Genomic DNA, 20,682 nt, shown 5'->3' on the forward strand with positions numbered 1-20,682 from the left:
TGGAATCACCAGGCGCAGGCCCTTATCGAACGGCCGTCGACGTAAAATTCGACCCGGTGTGCGACCCGGCAGGATCTTGAGATGACTTCACAGACGGCCCAGGCCGATTTCCTGACCGGCGGCGGCGAGATGGCCGCAATGATCCGCGCGCATGACTGGTCGTCCTCGCCGCTCGGCCCGATCGCGGGCTGGTCGCAGTCGCTGCGCTCGATCGTCTCGCTGATGCTCGCGTCCGAGTTCGCGATGTGCCTTGCCTGGGGGGACGAGCTCGGCTTCCTCTACAACGACCATTACGCACGGATCATGCACGACAAGCATCCCGCCGCGCTTGGCCGGCCGTTTGCGGATGTCTGGGCGGACGTCTGGAGCGATATCAGCCCGCTGGTCGACAAGGCGCTTGGCGGAGACGCGTCGTTCTTCGAGAATCTGCCGCTCGTCACCAACCGCAAGGGCTATGACGAGCAGGCCTGGTTCACCTTCTCCTACTCGCCCCTCCGCGACGACAGCGGCGCGATCGCGGGCATGTTCTGCTCGACCTATGAAAGCACCGAGCGGGTCCAGACCGAACGCGCGCTGCGCGACGAACGCGAGCGGATGGGCCAGATGTTTGCGCAGGCGCCGACCTTCATGGCGATGCTGCGCGGCGCCGAGCACCGCTTCGAACTGACCAACCCCGGCTATGACAAGCTGATCGGCCACCGCGACGTGCTGGGCCGCACTGTCGCCGAGACACTGCCCGACGCGGTCGAACAGGGTTTCCTCGATCTGCTCGACGGAGTGTTCACCAGCGGCGTCGCGTTTACCGCGACGGGCATGCTCTATGCCGTCCAGGCCGAACCCGGCGGGCCGATCAACGATCGCTATGTCGATTTCGTCTACCAGCCGATCCGCGATGCGATCGGTGCGGTCGTCGGCGTCTTCGTCGAGGGCGCGGACGTTACCGACCGCAAGCGGCTCGAACGGGATCTGCAGTCGCTCAATGCCGATCTCGAACAGCGAGTCCGCGACCGTACGCAAGAACTGATCGAGGCGCAGGAGGCGCTGCGCCAGGCGCAGAAGATGGAGGCGGTCGGCCAGCTCACCGGCGGCATCGCGCATGATTTCAACAATCTGCTGCAAGGCATCACCGGCAGCCTCGAGATCGTCCAGCGCCGCGTCGCGCAGGGGCGGATCGACGAACTCGATCGCTTCATCACCGGCGCGACCACCGCCGCCAACCGTGCGGCGTCGCTGACCCACCGCCTGCTCGCCTTCTCGCGCCGCCAGCCGCTCGATCCGCGCCCGGTCCAGGCCAACGCGCTGATTGCCTCGCTCGAAGACCTGCTCCGCCGCACCACCGGCGAGCAGATCGCGTTCGAGACGGTGCTCGCGGAGGGGCTATGGACGACGCTATGCGACCCCAACCAGCTCGAAAACTCGCTGCTCAACCTGGTCATCAACGCGCGCGATGCGATGCCCGATGGCGGCGTGCTGACGATCGAGACCCGCAACGCGCTGCTCGACGACCATTTCGCCGCCAGCCAGCGCGACGTCCGGCCGGGGCATTATGTCTGCATCTGCGTCTCCGACACCGGCACCGGGATGTCCGCAGACACGATCGCCAAGGCGTTCGAGCCGTTCTTCACGACCAAGCCGATCGGCCAGGGGACGGGTCTAGGCCTCTCGATGATCTATGGCTTCGCGCGCCAGTCGGAGGGCTATGCCAGGATCTACAGCGAGGTCGGCCACGGCACGACGATCAAGCTCTATCTCCCCCGTCATTATGGCGAGGCGGAGCAGGGCGAGGCACTCCCCGGGCTGACTCAGGACCATGCCACCAACGCGGGCGAGATCGTGCTGGTGGTTGAGGACGACGCGGTCGTCCGCGCGCTGATCGTCGAGGTGCTCGGCGAACTCGGCTATCAGGCGGTCGAGGCGCATGACGGCCCGGCCGGGCTCGACTGCTTGCGGACGATGGAGAGGATCGATCTGCTCGTCACCGACATCGGCCTGCCCGGGCTCAACGGCCGCCAGGTCGCCGATGCCGGCCGGATGATGCGTCCCGGGCTGCGCGTGCTGTTCATGACCGGCTATGCGGAAAATGCGGCGCTGGCGTCGGGCTTTCTCGAGCCGGGCATGTCGATGATCACCAAGCCCTTCGCGATGGAAGCGCTCGCCACGCAGATCCGCACGATCATCGAGGGCTGAGCCGCAGGCCAGGGCGGCGAGGATCGCACCGAAACGAGACAGCCGACCCCTAGATCTGGTGGCCGTCGCAACGTTGCCGTTCGCGAAGAAACATTTGCCACTTCCCAGCCCGAAATAATTCTTCGTTCCCGCTTCGTCCCCTTGCACATCGCGAACCCCGCAGAACTCCACGCGTCGCGAATATGCCGGTCGGCCAGTGCTCAGCCGAACGCGACGAACCGAGCCTCGAACCACCCCCTCACCCCCTTGCGTCTCTTCGCGGTTTGGCACAATCTCTTGGGGTTGCGTTCGGGGGCGAACCCAATCGCTGGTAGAACAACCCTTGCATAGCCCTATGCGATTTGACCGTAAGCGCGCCTTCCACCGCCGCGATGGTCACTTTTTGTTCTCCCGTTTGGGCCCGTCCGATGGTAGCATGGCGACAGGCGACCGATTCGAACGAATACAGAACACTAGGAGCGGTTTCGATGGATTTCAGAAACAGCAGCCGGGATAGCGACATGACCACAGATACGATCGAACAGACCACCGAAACGCCTGCAGCAGCCAGCGAAACGGGGGCCCCCAAGGCGCCGCGCCAGGCGCAGGACAGCCACTCCGTGCGCGCGCAGATCTACCCGGTCGAGGTCGATCACAGCCGCGACGCGCTGCTGACCGAGTTCGGCAAGGACACGCTCAAGGACCGCTATCTGCTCCCGGGCGAGAGCTACCAGGACCTGTTCGTCCGCGTCGCGTCGGCGTACGCGGATGACGCCGGCCACGCGCAGCGCCTCTACGACGCGATCTCGAAGCTCTGGTTCATGCCCGCCACCCCCGTTCTGTCGAACGGCGGCACCGGCCGCGGCCTGCCGATCTCCTGCTATCTCAACTCGGTCCCCGACAGCCTCGGCGGCATCGTCGACACCTGGAACGAGAATGTCTGGCTCGCCTCGCGCGGCGGCGGCATCGGCACCTATTGGGGCAACGTCCGCGGCATCGGCGAGCCGGTCGGCCTGAACGGCAAGACCAGCGGCATCATCCCGTTCGTCCGCGTCATGGATTCGCTGACGCTCGCGATCAGCCAGGGCTCGCTGCGCCGCGGGTCGGCCGCCGTGTATCTCGACGTCTCGCACCCCGAGATCGAGGAATTCCTCGAAATCCGCAAACCCTCGGGCGATTTCAACCGCAAGGCGCTCAACCTGCACCACGGCGTGCTGATCACCGACGACTTCATGGAAGCCGTGCGCAATGGCGAGGAATGGCATCTGCGCAGCCCGAAGGACCAGGCGATCCGCGCCACCGTCGACGCGCGCTCGCTGTTCCAGAAACTCGTCGAGACCCGCCTCCAGACCGGCGAGCCGTACATCGTCTTCGCCGACCACGTGAACAAGGCGATGCCGAAGCATCACCGCGAGCTTGGCCTCAAGGTCTCGACCTCGAACCTGTGCTCGGAGATCACGCTGCCGACCGGCAAGGATCACCTCGGCAACGAGCGGACCGCGGTCTGCTGCCTGTCCTCGCTGAACCTCGAAACCTGGGATCAGTGGAAGGACGAGAAGGGCCTGATCGAGGACGTCATGCGCTTCCTCGACAACGTCCTGCAGGACTATATCGACCGTCACGAGCCCGGCATGGAGCGCGCCGCTTATTCGGCGGGCCGCGAGCGTTCTGTCGGCCTCGGCGTCATGGGCTTCCACAGCTTCCTCCAGGCGCGCGGCATCCCGTTCGAGGGCGCGATGGCGAAGTCGTGGAACCTGCGGATGTTCAAGCACATCAGCAGCCAGGCGAACGAAGCCTCGATGCAACTCGCGATCGAGCGCGGCCCCTGCCCCGACGCCGCCGATGTCGGCGCGATGGAGCGGTTCAGCTGCAAGATGGCGATCGCCCCGACCGCATCGATCAGCATCATCTGCGGCGGCACGTCGGCATGCATCGAGCCGATCCCCGCGAACATCTACACGCACAAGACGCTCTCGGGCAGCTTCTCGATCAAGAACCCGTATCTCGAGAAGATGCTCGCCGAGAAGTCGAAGAACTCGGATGCGGTGTGGAACTCGATCCTCGAACAGGGTGGGTCTGTCCAGCATCTCGACTTCCTCTCGGTCGAGGAAAAGGACTGCTACAAGACCTCGTTCGAGATCGACCAGCGCTGGCTGCTCGAGCTCGCCGCGGATCGCACGCCCTATATCGACCAGGCGCAGTCGCTGAACCTGTTCATCCCGGCCGACGTGGAAAAGTGGGACCTGCTGATGCTCCACTTCCGCGCGTGGGAGCTCGGCATCAAGTCGCTCTATTACCTGCGCTCGAAGTCGGTGCAGCGCGCCGGGTTCGCGGGCGGGGTCGAGGCGGACAACACCATCGACCTGCGTCAGATCGACGTGGAATCGAAGGATTACGATGAGTGCCTTGCCTGTCAGTAAGGCCCTTCGCTGCGGCCTGACGCAAAAAACCCCGGCCCGCATGGCGCGGACCGGGGTTCAAGCAGGCTCGGCGGCACGCGTTACGCGTACCGCCCGCGGCTCAGGCCTCTTCTTCGAACGTCACCGCCACGTCGGCGTTGGCCGAAAGGCGGACCTTGCCGTCCTCGATATCCGCAACCAGCCCGAGCGAGATGAAGTGATGATGCCCTTCATGGCTGCCCGTGCCCTCGTTGACCTGCGCGCCCGAGTCCTTCTTGGTCAGCTTGATGCGGTTGCCTTCGACCTTGTCGACGGTGCCGACATGGACGCCGTCCGCACCGATGACTTCGGCATGTTCCTGAATCTGGGTTGCATCGACCATGGTCGTTCTCCTGTGTTGAATACGGGTGCTGAACGCGCGCCGCGCGAGTTGGTCGCATGACGTATGGTTCAGCTATCATGTTCGCGGTCGCGGCCGTGCTCGGAATCGTCGGCACCGCGCTTCTTTTGCGGCTGCGCTCGCCGACGATCACCGAACCGCAGACTTATGCGTTCAGGATGATCGGCATCATGCTCACCTCGGGCGCGATCGTGCTCGCCATGTCCGCCGCCGCGATGTGGCGATGGAGCACGCAGATATGACGCACCGCTAACCCACCAGTTTCCCCAGTTTACGACAGATTTCCCGAAAGGCTTACCCCATGTCCCTCCTTCACGCCTCCAAGCAGTACAAGCCGTTCGAATACCCCTGGGCGTTCGAATTCTGGAAGCGCCAGCAGCAGCTCCACTGGCTCCCCGAGGAAGTGCCCCTGGGCGAGGATTGCCGCGACTGGGCGCAGAAGCTCAGCGATCACGAGCGCAACCTGCTCACGCAGATCTTCCGCTTCTTCACGCAGGCCGATGTCGAGGTGCAGGATTGCTACCACGAGAAGTATGGCCGCGTGTTCAAGCCGACCGAGATCAAGATGATGCTGACCTCGTTCAGCAACATGGAGACGGTCCACATCGCCGCCTACAGCCATCTGCTCGACACCATCGGCATGCCCGAGAGCGAGTATGGCGCCTTCCTCGAATATGCCGAGATGAAGGAAAAGCATGATTACATGCAGAATTTCGGCGTCGAGAACGACCAGGACATCGCGCGCACGCTCGCCATGTTCGGCGGCTTCACCGAGGGCGTCCAGCTGTTCGCGTCGTTCGCGATGCTGATGAACTTCCCGCGCTTCAACAAGATGAAGGGCATGGGCCAGATCGTCACCTGGTCGATCCGCGATGAGTCCTTGCACTGCGAGGGCATCATCAAGATGTTCCACACCTTCTGTCAGGAGCGCCAGTGCCTGACCAAGGCGGTCAAGGACGACATCGCCGACGTCTGCCAGACGACGATCCGCCTCGAGGACAATTTCATCGATCTCGCCTTCGAGATGGGCCCGGTCAACGGCATGACCCCCAAGGAGATCAAGAAGTATATCCGCTTCATCGCCGACTGGCGCATGACTCAGCTCGGTCTCAAGCCGATCTACATGATCGACGAGCACCCGCTGCCGTGGCTCGCCCCGATGCTCAACGGCGTCGAGCACGCCAACTTCTTCGAACAGCGCGCCACCGAATATTCGAAGGCCGCGACCAAGGGCCAGTGGAACGACGTCTGGGACTCGTTCGACAAGCGCCAGACCGCGAAGAAGGGCCCGGCGGCGAATCTGGACATGAGCGAAGTGCGCGACATGTTCAGCGACTCGGTTGCTGCTGAGTAAGTCGCACCGCGCGCGGAGTTAGCGTCAAGCTAACTCCCGCTCCCGGCGGCGCGACCGGCCGGCGGCGCTAAGAGCGCCGGCCGACGGCATGGGCTTTGCCCATGACGCTCAGTCCAATACCGACCATGTTCATTCTTTGACCCGCTGTGGATCTGTTACGGGGTTTATCGTTAACAGGGAAAAACCATGGCAAGCTACTATGTGAACAAGAACGCGCAAGCGAACGGCGACCATGAAGTCCATGAGGCATCATGTCGCTACCTTCCGAACGACAAGAAATATCTTGGTGATTACACGTCATGCTCGCCGGCCGTGACCGAGGCCAAGAAAACCTATTCGCAGTCGAACGGCTGCAAAACTTGCTCGACCGCATGCCATACTAGCTGATCGCCGTCGCTATCGCGGTCCCTGCGGCCGAACATATCGGCGGGACCGGTAACTCATGGGCAAACCGCTCCCTATCGAAATCCGCCAGACCGCAATTTTCATGCGCTGGTTCGCAAATCTCCGCGACATCCGCGCAAGGGCTCGAATCACGGCCCGCATCCGCCGCGTGTCACTCGGCCAGTTCGGCGACGTCAAATCGCTAGGCGGCGGCATCAGCGAACTTCGCATCGACTATGGTCCAGGTTATCCCATCTATATCGCGCACCGGGCCCCCTCACTGGTTCTCCTGCTGACGGGAGGTGACAAATTCCGGCAGAGCGCGGATATTCAGCAAGCCCGCGACATCGCCAGGGCTTGGGAGTCCGATTGATGCCCGTTGAAACGACCGGCTGGAACGCCACCGACCACCTCGACAGCGACGCCGCGATCCTCGCCTATCTCGAGGCAGTCTTCGAGCACGGCGATCCCTCGTTGATCGCCGCGGCGTTGTCCGACGTAGCGAAGGTCCGCGGTATCGCCGTCCCACTCGCGCCAACGCCCGATATCGGACTAGACTCGGTCATTCGGACACTCAAGGCGCTCGGCCTCGAACTGACCGCCAAGGCGGCGTGATCCGAACCTCAGCGCATAACCTGAAACGAGGCGGACTTTGGCACGCCTCGAAACTCGGCATGCGGTCTCGATGCCGGTAATCTCGCTCTTCTTCGGCATCGTGATCCGGATGTACTTCGACGATCATCCGCCCCCGCATTTCCATGCGAGCTATCAGGGCTTCGAAGCCTTTGTGCGGATCGCGGACGGCAAGATCATCCGTGGCAGCCTGCCCCGCAAGGCGGAACGGATCGTCCAGCAATGGGCCCTCGACCACACACCCGAACTCATGGCAAACTGGCAACGCGGCGTTGACCTGTTGCCGCTGGAGATGATCGCCGGTGCAGACCTCGATGATTAAGCTCATCCGCCTCACGGTCACGGGGCGTGACACGCTTGAACTCATGTTTTCGGACGGGGCGGCAGCGCAGTGGTCGGCTGCCAGCCTTATCGCTCGCGATACCGTGATGACGCGCCCCCTGACCGATCCGGCCTATTTCGCGCGCGCCTTCATCGAGGGCGGCGCACTCGCCTGGCCTAACGGTTTCGAATTATCGGCAGACGCCTTGCATCAAAAGCTGAACAGCGTCGGGGCATTGATCCGCCACGCTGCCTGAAGCCGCAATCGCCAGGCGCACGTTACGCCCTGCCCCACCCACACCAAGGCGAGCGCTTTCCGCCGCCATAGTTCCGCGCAAGGCCGTGGCGGACGAGTTCCGCGCCCAGCGACTTGCCATCGCGCTCGACGAGGCGGAGTTTGCGGCCGTAGCGGTCGACGTCGCGCTTGATCGGGACCAGCGTGAACGGGCCGGCGTTGAGCAGCGCCTGCATCTTCACCGTCGCGGCCTGCCCGAGCCGTGCTTCGCGGGCGCAGCGCGGCGGGTGCGTCTCGGGCGTATCGATGTCGGCGATGCGGATCTTGGTGCCTGCCATCCAGAATGTGTCGCCGTCGACCATGCAGTCGATCCGCTTGGCATGGCCGCAGATCGTGAAGCGCGTCGATACGGGCTTGCTGCCCGACAGCGCCGAGGCGAGCGCGGCCGCGGTCGACGCCGCGCTCGCGACGCCCGCCGCGGTGGCGAGCGCGCCCGTGGCGGTGGTGGCAGCCCCGGCAGCGGCAGCAGCGGCCGACGATGCGTCCGCCTTAGCCCCCGCCGCGGCCGCGTCCGCCGCCTTGCTCCAGCCGCCGGGGACGCGCAGGTGCCCGGCAGGCCAGGCGATCCCGAATCCGGTCGGCCATTCGATCTTCAGCCCCGGCGGCACCAGCGCCGACCAGTCGATCTGGCGGATGACGGGCATCATCAGCCCGATCAGCACGCCGTAGAACACCAGGCGGAGCTGTAGCAGGACACCGGGCGCGGCCGTGCGGCCCGACCCGCCGCGACGCGTGGCGCCTGCGCGATCGCCGCTCAGCAACCGCATGAAATCAAAGACATACTCCATCGTCCCCCGCGCGTACGCGCGCGCGCGAGGATGTCACCTGTCCGACCGTTCGACTTGCGCCAGGCGGAGTCAGAAATGAGGCGAACGCATCGTGAACATCGCACGGACCGCATCGGCGGGCCGAATGGTCAGCGCCAAGCCGTGCGCTGCCCCGAAATGCCCGGGATTTCGGTGTCCTACACGAGGTTGCCATGCTCACGTCGACGCATGGCACGACACGGCACAACCAGCGCACATCCGGTCCGGACCGGCGCCACGCACATGCTCCGACGAACGTCGTGCCAGCGTCTCTACTTTCTATACTTCACTCGCTCGCAACACCGTGGACGCCAGACGCACGAAGGGCGGGAAATGGCCCTAGCCACTCCCCGCCCCCGTCACGCGTTCAGCAATTCCCTCTTGCGAGGCAAGGGCTTAGAAGTGCGTGATGATGCCGAGCATCGGACGGAAGCTCTGCGCGTCGCCGAAGGTGTTGACCTCGGCGCGGATGCGGAAGCCTGCGTTGCCGGTGATGCCCTTCAGGCCAATGCTCTGCGGACCGACTTCTGCGCCGATGCCGTAGGTGATCGCGCTGTAGTCACGACCGGTGTTGCCACCGTTGGTCGAGCGTGCCGAGAAGTGGTCGAAGTTGACCCACTGGTAGCCGACCTTGCCGTAGAACAGGCCGCTGTCGCCAGCGCGGAAGCCGAAACGGCCTGCTGCGCCATATTCCCAATCGATGTTGCCATCGATGCCCTTGATCACGTTGCCTTCTGCGCCGACGAAGACCGGGCCGAGCGGCACGTTCACGCCGAGCACGCCCTGGACCAGCGAGCCCGAGGGCTTGTAGCCGCGACGGAGCGAGTTGTCAGCGTTCAGCGCCTGCGGGATGCCATGGCCACGCTCGTTGTCGAACTGCTCCCAGCCGCCCATCACGCCGAAATACGGCTCGATGCCGAAAGCCTTCGAGCCGTCGGGCGCTGCTGCTTCGCCGGGCTGCGCGCTGTTGTCGGTGGGGGCCGGTGCCGACATGTCCTGCGCGAAGGCGGGAACTGCGACCGTTGCGGCGGCGAGGGCGATTGCCAGGGAAAGCTTACGCATGCGTGTGACCTTATCTCGAGTGTTGCGTGGATCCCCGACTGCACGGTGCGCCGGTTGGTCCAGGCAAGTCGAAACAGGCCGGCGGGCACAAGGTTGCACAAAAAACGTCACAATCGGGGAACTCTTCCCGAGTGTTGCGTTACAGCAACGGTTCCTGTCGCTTTGATGAACGAACTATGGCGCCGGCACCCGGAACCGGGTCAAAAGACAGCGGAAAAGTGGCAAAAATCAGCCTGTGCCGCCGTTAACGCTGTCGCTTCACACGCCGGTGATATCCCGTGTGCAATGCAGCATGAATGGGATTTTCGAGGCTTTTCCGCAGCCGCTGGGCAGCGTTGTTGTGGTCCGCGGGGATCCTGTGGACCGCGTATGACGTCGCCAGCGATGCGCCGGAATCGCAGCCCAAGACGGTGTCGGGCCGGACGGCCGCGCAGCCCACCGATGCGACCGGCGCTGCGTTTGATCCCCGCGACCTCGTGGTGCTCGCGAACGCGGGGGAATAGCGACGCACTCAGCCTGAGCGCGTCGCGGATCGTTCGGGGTTCAGGGCTTCAGCGCGACGTCGTCGGCGTCCTTGAGATCCTCGTCCTCGTCGATGCTGCCGTCATCGAGTTCGTCCTGGACGTCGTCCTCGTCCATGTCGTCCTCGTCCATCGTGACCGAGGAATCGGTCTCGCCGACCTCTTCGGAGTCCATCGCGGTTTCGTCGATCGACTCGTCGTCCGTGTCGTCCTCGCCCAGGTCGGGATCGAGGTCGGTCAGGATGACGCCGTCGCTCGGCCCGTTGCGCGTGGCCTCGAGGATCTCGGCGCGCTGGCTCTCGTCATAGCCTTCTTCGTCATAACCGTCGTCGCCCGATCCGGCACTCGGCACCTGATGTCCGCCCATGGTCACACTCCCTCGTTCCAGGACGCCCGCACGGTGCGGGCTTACCCGATGCGAACGGTGGACGTGCGCGGTGGTTCCTTCAAGCGCGCGTCGGCGCCGTGGATGCGGGCCGGAACAACCGCCCGCGCTCGGTGACGAGGATGGCAACCAGCGCGGCGATCCCGGCGATCAGAAAGCCTGCGACCAGCGGCACGGTGGTCCCGTCGAACGCCTGCCCGATCACCGCGCCGATGACCGCGCCCACGGTGACGCTCAGGAACCCCTGCACGCTCGATGCGGTACCAGCGATCCGCCCCATATTCTCCATCGCCATCGCCGAAAAGTTCGACGTCGCCAGCCCGAAACAGCCCAGCGTCAGCGCCTGGAAGATCGCAAAGCTCACCAGAGTCTCGAACCCGATCTCGATCGCGAACAGATGGACCAGCGACACCAGGATCAGCACCGACAGCGCGCCATGGCTGATCAGCCGGGTCCCCAGCCGCATGACGATCCGCGAGTTGAGCAGGTTGCACGCCGCCATCGTCACCGACGTCGTCGCGAAGATCAGCGCGAGCAGGCCGGGCTTGTGAAACACGTCCGCCATGACCTGCTGGATCGAATTGAGATAGCCGTACAGCGCGCCCATCAGCGCGGTCGAGGCGAGCGTGTAGCCGAGCGAATTGCGGTCGCCCAGCGTCTGCCGCCAGTCGCTGAAGATCCGGCTCGGCGTGATCGGCAGGACGTTCTCGGGCGCCAGAGTCTCGGGCATCCGCAGATAGAACCAGACGAGCACGCCCAGCGTCAGCACCGCGACGGTCCAGAAGATCGCGCGCCAGTCGCCGAACTGCAGCACCGTCCAGCCGAACGTCGGCGCCAGGATCGGCACGATCATGAACACCATGAACGCGATCGACATGACCCGCGCCATCGCCCGCCCGTGATAGCAATCGCGCACCAGCGCGATCGTCGCCACCCGCGCCGCTGCGATCACCGCGCCGCCGAACACCCGCGCCGCCAGCAACAGCGTGAAGCTTCCCGCAGTGGCGCACGCCACGTTCGCGACGATGTAGAGCGCCAGCGACCAGAGCAGCACGGTCCGCCGCCCGAACCGATCCGCAAGCGGGCCATGGACGAGCTGCGCGACGCCGAAGCCGATGATGAACGCGGTCACGACGAACTGTCGGCCGTTCTCCGACGCGACGCCGAGCGAGTCGCCGATCGCCGGGAGCGCGGGGAGCATCGAGTCGATTCCGAGTGCGGTCAGCGACATCAGCGACGCGACGAGCGCGACGAACTCGACGAAGCCGATCGGCGCGCCACGCATCGCCGGCGCGTCGGATTGGGGGTCCTGGGTCTGCATGATGCCAGCGCCTTACCCGCTCGGGCTGTCTTGCGGAACCCGTCAACCGGCGCAATCCGTGCCGGGCATGCCCGATTGCGGGATCGGGCGGTGCGCCCTATCTGTATTGCGATCGCAACACACTTGGGAGACCGCCATGTTCCGCCCCCTTCTGCTTGCCACCGCCGGCCTGCTCGCGCTGTCCGCCTGCGACCGCTCGAACGAGGACGCATCGGTGTCGATCAACGCCGATGGCGGCAATGTCCTTGGCGCGATCAACGGCGAGACGGGCGAGATGAAGATCAACGTCCCCGGCTTCCAGGGCTCGGTGAAGCTGCCGAAGATCAAGATCAATGCCGGCGATTTCGACCTGAACGGCGTGCGGCTGTATCCGGGGTCGTCGATCAAGACGCTGAACATCGTCGGCGACGACAAGACCGGCGGGCTCCGCGTCGCGTTTGCGGCTCCCGCCACCCCGGCGATCGTCCGCGACTGGTTCGCACAGCGTCTCGGCAAGGTCGGCTACCAGGTCCATGCGGACGGCCCGAACCTGATCGGCACGACCGACGAGAACAAACCCTTCCGCCTCGAACTCGCCCCCGACGGCGCGGACAAGGCGACGGGCACGATCGTCATCAGCGGCTGACGCAAAATAGCGCGGCCCTGACATCCCTGCCCTTCAAACCAGGGGGGCGGTCGAAATCTCGGTTCGCCCTAACCCTAGAATTTGGCACGGCTTCCCCGAGCGCCTATATCGGACGGCCACCAATCCGGACACGCACCCCATGCTCGACACGCCCGCCGCCCAGGTCCCGACGCTCAGCCTCGCCACGCAGGACACCGACCCCGATGGCTTTGCCGCCGCGTTCGGCGAATCGTTCGAACGGTTCGGCTTTGCGATCGTCGCCGATCACGGCATCCCCGCCGACCTGATCGAGCGCGCCTGGGCCGAAACCAAGCTGCTGTTCGACCTGCCCGAGGACGAGAAGCGCGGCTATCACATCGCCGGCGGCGGCGGTGCGCGCGGCTACACGCCGTTCAAGACCGAGATCGCCAAGGACGCCAAGGTCGTCGACCTCAAGGAGTTCTGGCACGTCGGTCGCGAGCTGCCCGAGGGTCATCGCTATGCGGACACGATGGCGCCGAACGTCTGGCCGACGCGGCCCGAGGGGTTCAAGCCGGTGTTCCTCGAGCTGTTCGCCGCGTTCGACCGCGCGGGCGACAAGCTGCTGTCGGCGATCGCGCGCCACCTGAAGCTGAAGCCCGACTGGTTCGATCCCGCGGTCAAGGACGGCAACAGCATCCTGCGCCTGCTCCACTACCCGCCGATCCCCGCCGATGCCGAAGGCGTCCGCGCCGGCGCGCATGAGGATATCAACCTCATCACGCTCCTCCTCGGCGCCGAGGAAGCCGGGCTCGAACTGCTCGACCGCGCGAACGGTCGCTGGCTGTCGATCAAGCCGCCCGAGGGCGCGATGGTCGTCAACGTCGGCGACATGCTCCAGCGACTGACGAACAACGTGCTGCCGTCGACCACGCACCGCGTCGTCAACCCGCCGCCCGAGCGCCGCGGCCATTCGCGCTATTCGATGCCGTTCTTCCTGCACCCGGCCCCCGATTTCCTGATTCAGACGCTGCCGGGCACGATCACACCGGACAATGCGAACCGCTACCCGAACCCGATCACCGCGCATGATTATCTGTACGAGCGGCTGGTCGAGATCGGGCTGATCAAAAAGTAACCTTCTGTTCCCCCGCGAAGGCGGGGGCCCAGGAGCCACATACACTATCGCCTGCGACTCCTGGACTCCCACCTTCGCGGGAGAACCCGAAAACCTACGTTTCCACCCCGGCGAAGGCCGGGGTCCAGTTGGGGGACGGCGATAACGAAGCGATACGCATCGTTACTGCAACCTTTCCAACTGGACCCCGGCCTTCGCCGGGGTGGTGCTTGGCTAGGGGCGGTGTTTGGCTAGAGCCGGTGCTCCGTCCGGGACCGGTAGCCCCCCAACACCCCATCGCTTTTCTCCCCACCTGATACCCAACAACCACGCTTCGCCCATTGGTCCGCGCCCCCGCATCCGCTAGACCGCGCGCGATGCCCCATCTCTATCTCGTCGACGGCTCCGGCTATATCTTCCGCGCCTATCACCGGCTGCCGCCGCTCACCAACAAGCATGGCGAGCCGGTCGGCGCGGTCTATGGCTATACCACCATGCTGTGGAAGCTCGCGGACGAGGTGCACGCCGCCGACGGCCCCACGCACATGGCGGTCATCCTCGACAAGTCGTCCAAGACCTTCCGCAACGATCTCTACGACAAGTACAAGGCGCAGCGGCCCCCCGCCCCCGCCGATCTGATCCCGCAATTCCCGATGATCCGTGACGCCACGCGCGCTTTCTCGCTGCCGTGCATCGAGACCGAGGGTCTCGAGGCGGACGACATCATCGCCTGCTATTCGAAGGCGGCGCTGGCGCAGGGCTGGTCGGTCACGATCGTCTCGTCGGACAAGGACCTGATGCAGCTGATCGAGCCCGGTCTCGACATGTACGACACGATGAACAACCGCCGGCTCGGCCCCGAGCATGTCGCGGAGAAGTTCTTCGGCATCACCCCCGCGCAGCTCGGCGACGTACTCGCGCTGATGGGCGACAGCGTCGACAACGTGCCGGGCGTCCCCGGCGTCGGCCCCAAGACCGCCGCCAAGCTGATCCTCGAGCATGGTGATCTCGAATCGGTGCTGGCCGCTGCCGACGGCATGAAGAAGAGCAAGCTGCGCGACAATCTGATCGAGCATGCCGAGATGGCGCGGCTGTCGAAGGTGCTCGTCTCGCTCAAATGCGACGTCGCGCTGCCCGAGCCGCTCGAGGATCTCGAGCTCAAGGGCATCCCCGATGCGCCCTTGCGCGCGTTCCTCGAACATCACGGCTTCAAGTCGCTGATCGCCAAATTGTCGGCCGTCGCCGAGGCGCCGGTCGCCGAGTCGCCCGTCGTGGCGGACATGGACGCGGACGAGCCCTGCAAGCACGACGACTATGAAACGGTGGTCGACGAAGCCGCGCTCGATCGCTGGATCACGATCGCGCGGCACCAGGGCTGGATCGCGATCGACACCGAAACGACCGGGATCGACGCGACGCGCGCGGATCTCGTCGGAATCAGCCTCGCGCTGCATCCGAACCTCGCCTGCTACGTACCTATCGCGCATGGCGGCACCGATTTGCTCGCGGAAAACCCGGTCCAGATCGACCGCGCGGTCGTGCTCGCGAAGATGAAGCCGCTGCTGGAGGATCCGAGCATCCTGAAGATCGGCCATAATCTCAAATACGACATGATCGTCCTCGCCCGCGCCTATGCGGCGACCGGCGGCGTGACGATCGCGCCGTTCGACGACACGATCCTGATGAGCTTCGATCTCGATGCAGGACTTCACGGCCACGGCATGGACGAGCTCGCCGCCACGCATCTCTCGCACACCTGCATCGCGTTCAAGGACGTGGTCGGCACCGGCAAGTCGCAGCGCAGCTTCAACGAAATCGACCTCAAGGCCGCGACCCACTATGCCGCCGAGGACGCCGACGTCACGCTCCGCCTCTGGCGCCGGTTCAAGCGCCGCCTGCCTGCCGAGGGCTCGACCCGCGTCTACGAGATGGTCGACCGTCCGCTCGTCCCCGTCATCGCGCAGATGGAGATGCACGGGATCAAGGTCGACGCCGCCAAGCTGTCGGCACTGTCGACTGAGTTCGCCGGCCAGATGGCGAGTCTCGAAACCGAGATCCACGCGCTCGCCGGCGCGCCGTTCACGATCGGCAGCCCGAAGCAGCTTGGCGACGTGCTGTTCGAGAAGATGGGGATCAAGGGCGGCCGCAAGGGCAAGTCCGGCGTCTATTCGACCGACGTCACCGAGCTCGAGCGGATCGCCGCGGACAAGGATTCGCCCGGCGCGGTGATCGCGCGGAAGGTGCTCGACTGGCGCCAGCTGTCGAAGCTGAAATCGACTTATACCGATGCGTTGCAGGCGCAGATCAACCCGGCGACGGGGCGCGTCCACACGTCGTATTCGCTGACCGGCGCGCAGACCGGGCGGCTGTCGTCGACCGATCCCAACCTGCAGAACATCCCGATCCGCACCGAGATCGGCCGCCAGATCCGCGACGCGTTCGTCGCCGAGCCCGGCAACGTCATCCTCGCTGCCGATTACTCGCAGATCGAGCTTCGGCTGGCCGCGCACATGGCCAACGTCCCCGCGCTGAAGCAGGCGTTCGCGAACGGCGACGACATCCACAGCCTGACCGCGCAGGAGCTGTTCGGCGAGGTCAACCGCGACACGCGCGGCCGGGCGAAGACGATCAACTTCGCGATCCTCTACGGCATCTCGCGCTGGGGGCTCGCCGGTCGGCTCGATGTGTCCGCGGACGAGGCGCAGGCGATGATCGACCGCTATTTCGATCGCTTCCCCGGCATCTCCAGCTACATCGTCGACACCACCGAGAGCGTCCGCGCGACCGGGTTCACGACGACACTGTTCGGGCGGAAAACGCATTTCCCGCGGATCCGCTCGAAGATCCAGCACGAACGCCAGGGCGCCGAGCGTGCTGCGATCAACGCGCCGATCCAGGGGACGAGCGCGGACATCATCAAGCGTGCGATGGTCCGCATGGGCCCTGCGCTGCTCGAAGCCGGGCTGCCGAACGTGCGCATGCTGCTCCAGGTCCACGACGAACTCGTGTTCGAACTGCCCGAGGGCGATGTCGAGGCGGCCAAGCCCGTGATCGAACGCGTGATGGCCAACGCCGCGACGCCGGTGGTCACGCTCGACGTGCCCTTGGGTATCGAAATCGGCACCGGCTTGAGCTGGGGCGCGGCACATTGATCGCGCAGGGCGGCAGCCGGCCGCGCCCGGCTGACTTGCACAAGCGCGGCCGGCGGAGCGCTTGCTCCGACCGACGACGCGGCTTTGCCGCGGCGCGACGTACCAACGGCGCCCGCCCGTGACCGAATCCACGCAGGATATCGACACGCTCGCCAAGGGCGGTCGCACCAATATCGCGGGCTTCGTCCTCCGCCTCGCCGCGCGGATCCCGTTCCTGTTCATCGCGGGCCGCATCTACGGTCCCGACCTGGTCGGCCGGTTCGCGATCGCGGTCGTGGTCGTCGAACTCGCCGCGTTGCTGGCCACGCTCGGCCTCAAGCGCGGTCTCGCGCAGGCGCTCAGCAGCGCGGATCGCCCGCACGCCAACGTCGTGTGGGATGCGATGGCAGTCGCGTTCATCGCCTCGCTCATCGCCAGCGCCGTCCTCTGCACCTTCCCGCAGATCATGTACCCGAACAGCGCGATCACCGGGCTCGACCGGTTCCTGCCGCTGATCATCGTCGCGATCGCCTGGTCGGACGTCAGCCTCGCAGCCCTCGCCTACCGCCTCAACGTCAAGGCGGCGGTGACCGCGCGCGCGGTGGTCGAGCCATGGACGATCTCGATCGCCGCCTGGGCCTTCTCCTACTTCACGATCCGCGACGGGCTCGTGCTCAGCTATGTCGCGTCGATGACCGCGGCGCTGATCGCCAGCCTCGTGCCGTTCCTGCGCAGCTACGGCGTGCCGCGCGGCTGGTCGCCGCACCTGCGCCCGCTCTATGCGCTCGCGCGCGCCAACGTGCCGCTTGCCGGTGCCGACATCCTCGAATGGGGCAGCCGCAACGTCGATCGCTTCATCCTCGGCGTGATGTTCGAGCCGAAGGTCGTCGGCATCTATTACATGGCGCAGCAGGTCGCGAGCCTCCCGCAGAAGCTCAAGACCAGCTTCGATCCGATCCTCGGCCCCGTCATCACGCACAGCCTCGCAATCAACGACCGCGCCGCGATCGCCAACCAGGTCCGCCAGGTCGCGTTCTGGATCATGGCCGCGCAAGGCGGTCTCGCGCTGATGGGCTCGATCCCCGGCGAGGCGGTGATGGGCGTGGTCGGCCCGCAATTCGTTGCGGGCACCGCCGCGCTCGCGTTCCTGCTGACAGCCGAATTCCTTGCCTCGACCGGTGCGGTCTGCGAATCGGCGCTCGTCTATATCGCGCGCCACCGCAACCTGATGATCTCGGCGGCGATGCTCGCCTTCCAGATCGGCCTGAGCTTTGCGCTGATCTTCGCGATCCGTCGCCTTGGTTATCCGGTCAACTACCAGGCGGCGGGGCCGGCGATCGCGCTGATGCTGTCGGTGGCGCTGACGTCGATCATCAAGTCGAAGCTGCTCGGGCACCTGCTGGGCGCGAACGTGTCGCCGTGGCGCTGGCCGCTGGTCTGGGCCGCGCTCGCCGCGATCGTCGTCGGGGCCGGGTTCACCGCGCTCCCCAAGCGCTACGAATGGGTCGAACTGGCCGTCGGCGAGCCCGCGATCGCCGCGACCTATCTCTACATCCTGTGGAAATACGCGTTCGGGCCGGCAGATCGCGCCCTGTTCGCCAAGAAGCCTGCCAAGGACGCCAGCCTCCCCAACGCCGGTGCGCCCGTCGCCTAGAGCATCCCGATCAGCAACGTCGCGTTCAGCCCGATGATCACCGCGGCGATTCCCCAGGCGAGGATCTTCAGCCAGGCCGGGCTCACCAGATCGCCCATGATAGTGCGGTCGCCGGTGAACTTGACGAGCGGCACGACCGCGAACGGCAGCTGGAGGCTGAGCACGACCTGGCTCAGCACCAGCAATTTCGTCGCGCCCGAATCGCCCGTCGCGCCGATCACGAACACCGCCGGGACGATCGCGAGCAGCCGGGTCACCAGTCGCCGCGCCCAGACGGGCATGCGCAGGTTGAGGAAGCCCTCCATCACGATCTGCCCCGCGAGCGTGCCCGTCACCGTCGAGTTCTGCCCCGACGCCAGCAGCGCCACTGCGAACAGGACGCTCGCCGCCCCCATGCCGAGCATCGGCGCGAGCAGTTCATACGCCTGATCGATCTCCGCGACGTCGGTGCGCCCCGCGACATGGAAGGTCGCCGCCGCCAGGATCAGGATCGCGGCGTTGATGAAGAAGGCGAGCCCCAGCGCGACCGTGCCGTCGATCGTCGCCATCGTGATCGCGTCGCGCTTGCCCGCCTCGTCCCGCGCGAACGCGCGCGTCTGGACGATCGACGAGTGGAGGTAGAGATTGTGCGGCATCACGGTCGCACCGAGGATGCCGATCGCGATGTAGAGCATCGCCGGGTTGGTGACGATCTGCGTCGTCGGCACCAGCCCGCTCAGCACGCCCGCCATGTCGGGGCGCGCGAGGAACAGTTCGAACACGAAGCAGCCGGCGATGATGACCAGCAGCGCGACGACGAACGCCTCAAGCTTGCGGAACCCGAAGCGTTGCAGCGCAAGGATCAGGAACACGTCGAGCACGGTGATCGCGACGCCGTAAATCAGCGGGAACCCGAACAGCAGCTTCAACGCGATCGCGGTGCCGAGTACTTCGGCCAGATCGCAGGCGATGATCGCGATTTCGCAGAAGAACCAGAGCGCGACCGAAACCGGCTTCGAATAGTGCGCGCGGCAGGCCTGGGCGAGATCGAGCCCGGCAACGATCCCGAGCCGCGCGGACAGCGCCTGCAGCACCATCGCCATCAGGTTCGACAGCAGCACCACCGACAGCAGGGTATAGCCGAACGCGGACCCGCCGGCGATGTCGGTCGCCCAGTTGCCGGGGTCCATATAGCCGACCGCGACCATGTAGCCCGGCCCGACGAACGCGAACAGCCGCCGCCAGAACGACGCGCCCTCGGGGATGACGATGGTCCGATGACTCTCGGCGAGCGAGTTGGCGAAGTCCGAGGCGGGAAGATTGGGCGCTGACATCGGGGGCTGCTTTGCCGGACGGGGCGAGCGGTAACAAGCGCTTGCGTCCGGGCGGACCGTCAAAGTCGCCCCCCCATCCGTCACCCCAGCGAAAGCTGGGGTATCCCGATTGGCGGGCGTCGCGGCTCGAACGGAGAGATCCCAGCTTTCGCTGCGATGACGTGGAGTGGGGGGAAACCTCCCCTCAGATTACCTTCATGTCCGCCTGGTAATGATGCCAGGCGAAGATCGCCGCCGCGCCGCGGTGCGGGCGCCACGCCTCCGCCACCTCGCGCGTCAGCTTCTCGCTCGGGCGGGTCTCGTGACCGAGGATCCGACCGACCTCGATCTGGATCGCCAGGTCGCCCGCGGGCCAGATGTCGGTCCGCCCTTCGGCGAACAGCAGGTAGATCTCCGCCGACCAGCGGCCGATCCCCTTGACGCGGACCAGCGCGGCGATCGCCTCCTCGTCGTCCTCGGGCAGGTTGGTCAGATCGAGCCGGCCGCTCGTCACCTCGTCGGCGAGACTGCGCGCATAGCCGAGCTTCTGCCGCGACAGGCCGGCGCTGCGCAGCGTCTCGTCGCTGGCGGCGGCGATCTTCTCCGGGTCACCTGCGCCGCCGACCACGGTATCGAGCTTGGTCCACACCGCCTGCGCCGAGGCGACGCTCACCTGCTGGCCGACGATGGTCCGCAGCAACGTCGCAAAGCCGCGCTCGCTGATCCGCGGCGCCGGGTGCCCGGCATTCCCGACCGCCACCGCAAAGGCGGGCTCGATCGCGCACAACGCGGCCATCGCGGTTTTGAGCTGGTCAGCGTTCAGGCCCATGATGCTTGATCCCGGCGCCGTGCAACGGC

The 20,682-nt window shown here is 65.7% G+C and carries 21 protein-coding genes; 14 read left to right on the plus strand and 7 right to left on the minus strand.

Going from position 1 to position 20,682, the window contains the following annotated elements; translation table 11 throughout:
• Positions 1-81 precede the first annotated feature (81 nt).
• Both ASE79_RS04360 and ASE79_RS04365 read left to right on the plus strand, forming a co-directional pair.
• A complete protein-coding gene (locus ASE79_RS04360) occupies positions 82-2,187 on the plus strand; it encodes a PAS domain-containing protein (protein ID WP_056412152.1) in 2,106 nt (701 codons plus the stop codon).
• Between the two features lie 500 nt (positions 2,188-2,687).
• Positions 2,688-4,586 carry a ribonucleoside-diphosphate reductase subunit alpha gene (locus ASE79_RS04365; protein ID WP_416354499.1) on the plus strand — a complete coding sequence of 633 codons (1,899 nt, stop codon included), beginning with the start codon at positions 2,688-2,690 and terminating at the stop codon, positions 4,584-4,586.
• A 100-nt stretch (positions 4,587-4,686) separates the two neighbouring features.
• On the opposite strand, the gene ASE79_RS04370 is transcribed toward ASE79_RS04365, so the two are convergent.
• Positions 4,687-4,947 (minus strand): DUF2171 domain-containing protein, encoded by a 261-nt coding sequence (locus tag ASE79_RS04370; protein WP_055881432.1) that lies wholly within the window; start codon positions 4,945-4,947, stop codon positions 4,687-4,689.
• A 56-nt stretch (positions 4,948-5,003) separates the two neighbouring features.
• Between ASE79_RS04370 and ASE79_RS04375 the strand changes: the two genes are divergently transcribed.
• From ASE79_RS04375 to ASE79_RS04405, 7 genes are all read left to right on the plus strand, one after another.
• On the plus strand, positions 5,004-5,207 hold the full coding sequence (locus ASE79_RS04375) for a hypothetical protein (protein ID WP_056412158.1): 204 nt from the start codon (positions 5,004-5,006) through the stop codon (positions 5,205-5,207).
• 59 nt (positions 5,208-5,266) lie between these two features.
• Positions 5,267-6,319 (plus strand): ribonucleotide-diphosphate reductase subunit beta, encoded by a 1,053-nt coding sequence (locus ASE79_RS04380; RefSeq protein ID WP_056412161.1) that lies wholly within the window; start codon positions 5,267-5,269, stop codon positions 6,317-6,319.
• Positions 6,320-6,505: 186 nt separating this feature from the next.
• Positions 6,506-6,706 (plus strand): hypothetical protein, encoded by a 201-nt coding sequence (locus ASE79_RS21220; RefSeq protein WP_056412164.1) that lies wholly within the window; start codon positions 6,506-6,508, stop codon positions 6,704-6,706.
• A 55-nt stretch (positions 6,707-6,761) separates the two neighbouring features.
• The gene (locus ASE79_RS04390; protein ID WP_056412165.1) at positions 6,762-7,076 is read left to right on the plus strand and encodes a type II toxin-antitoxin system RelE/ParE family toxin; all 315 of its coding nucleotides are present in this window, start codon (positions 6,762-6,764) and stop codon (positions 7,074-7,076) included.
• Entirely contained in the window at positions 7,076-7,318 is a 243-nt protein-coding gene (locus ASE79_RS04395) for a DNA-binding protein (RefSeq protein ID WP_056412168.1), read from the plus strand. Before ASE79_RS04390 ends, ASE79_RS04395 begins: the two co-directional genes overlap by 1 nt.
• A 37-nt stretch (positions 7,319-7,355) precedes the next feature.
• Positions 7,356-7,658 carry a DUF4160 domain-containing protein gene (locus ASE79_RS04400; RefSeq protein ID WP_235516740.1) on the plus strand — a complete coding sequence of 101 codons (303 nt, stop codon included), beginning with the start codon at positions 7,356-7,358 and terminating at the stop codon, positions 7,656-7,658.
• On the plus strand, positions 7,639-7,914 hold the full coding sequence (locus ASE79_RS04405) for a DUF2442 domain-containing protein (RefSeq protein WP_200910306.1): 276 nt from the start codon (positions 7,639-7,641) through the stop codon (positions 7,912-7,914). The genes ASE79_RS04400 and ASE79_RS04405 overlap by 20 nt, the downstream gene beginning before the upstream one ends.
• A 22-nt stretch (positions 7,915-7,936) precedes the next feature.
• On the opposite strand, the gene ASE79_RS21560 is transcribed toward ASE79_RS04405, so the two are convergent.
• Together ASE79_RS21560 and ASE79_RS04415 are read right to left on the minus strand one after the other, a co-directional pair.
• On the minus strand, positions 7,937-8,719 hold the full coding sequence (locus tag ASE79_RS21560) for a thermonuclease family protein (protein ID WP_235516741.1): 783 nt from the start codon (positions 8,717-8,719) through the stop codon (positions 7,937-7,939).
• Between the two features lie 435 nt (positions 8,720-9,154).
• Positions 9,155-9,820, minus strand: a complete 666-nt coding sequence (locus ASE79_RS04415) for an outer membrane protein (RefSeq protein WP_056412176.1) — start codon at positions 9,818-9,820, stop codon at positions 9,155-9,157.
• Between the two features lie 338 nt (positions 9,821-10,158).
• Between ASE79_RS04415 and ASE79_RS04420 the strand changes: the two genes are divergently transcribed.
• Complete coding sequence (locus tag ASE79_RS04420; RefSeq protein ID WP_235516742.1) at positions 10,159-10,323, plus strand: hypothetical protein; 165 nt, start codon at positions 10,159-10,161, stop codon at positions 10,321-10,323.
• A 40-nt stretch (positions 10,324-10,363) separates the two neighbouring features.
• Here ASE79_RS04420 and ASE79_RS04425 read toward each other — a convergent pair whose 3' ends face one another.
• Positions 10,364-10,708, minus strand: coding sequence for a hypothetical protein (locus tag ASE79_RS04425; protein ID WP_056412184.1), 345 nt, complete (start codon positions 10,706-10,708; stop codon positions 10,364-10,366).
• A 79-nt stretch (positions 10,709-10,787) separates the two neighbouring features.
• Positions 10,788-12,047 carry a multidrug effflux MFS transporter gene (locus tag ASE79_RS04430; protein WP_056412187.1) on the minus strand — a complete coding sequence of 420 codons (1,260 nt, stop codon included), beginning with the start codon at positions 12,045-12,047 and terminating at the stop codon, positions 10,788-10,790.
• A 136-nt stretch (positions 12,048-12,183) separates the two neighbouring features.
• On the opposite strand from ASE79_RS04430, the gene ASE79_RS04435 reads away from it, so the two are divergent.
• The 4 genes from ASE79_RS04435 (at position 12,184) to ASE79_RS04450 (ending at position 18,532) form a co-directional block, all read left to right on the plus strand.
• Positions 12,184-12,672, plus strand: a complete 489-nt coding sequence (locus ASE79_RS04435) for a hypothetical protein (RefSeq protein WP_056412192.1) — start codon at positions 12,184-12,186, stop codon at positions 12,670-12,672.
• Positions 12,673-12,811: 139 nt separating this feature from the next.
• A complete protein-coding gene (locus tag ASE79_RS04440) occupies positions 12,812-13,768 on the plus strand; it encodes an isopenicillin N synthase family dioxygenase (protein ID WP_056412194.1) in 957 nt (318 codons plus the stop codon).
• 356 nt (positions 13,769-14,124) lie between these two features.
• Complete coding sequence (gene polA / locus ASE79_RS04445; RefSeq protein ID WP_056412197.1) at positions 14,125-16,899, plus strand: DNA polymerase I; 2,775 nt, start codon at positions 14,125-14,127, stop codon at positions 16,897-16,899.
• Positions 16,900-17,017: 118 nt separating this feature from the next.
• On the plus strand, positions 17,018-18,532 hold the full coding sequence (locus tag ASE79_RS04450; protein WP_056412200.1) for a lipopolysaccharide biosynthesis protein: 1,515 nt from the start codon (positions 17,018-17,020) through the stop codon (positions 18,530-18,532).
• On the opposite strand, the gene ASE79_RS04455 is transcribed toward ASE79_RS04450, so the two are convergent.
• A complete protein-coding gene (locus ASE79_RS04455) occupies positions 18,529-19,845 on the minus strand; it encodes an Nramp family divalent metal transporter (protein WP_056412202.1) in 1,317 nt (438 codons plus the stop codon). The genes ASE79_RS04450 and ASE79_RS04455 overlap by 4 nt on opposite strands.
• Positions 19,846-20,029: 184 nt before the next feature.
• A complete protein-coding gene (locus ASE79_RS04460) occupies positions 20,030-20,653 on the minus strand; it encodes a DNA-3-methyladenine glycosylase family protein (RefSeq protein ID WP_056412210.1) in 624 nt (207 codons plus the stop codon).
• Positions 20,654-20,682: the final 29 nt, after the last annotated feature.

This window comes from Sphingomonas sp. Leaf28, assembly GCF_001421685.1.
GTDB lineage: Bacteria > Pseudomonadota > Alphaproteobacteria > Sphingomonadales > Sphingomonadaceae > Sphingomonas > Sphingomonas aurantiaca.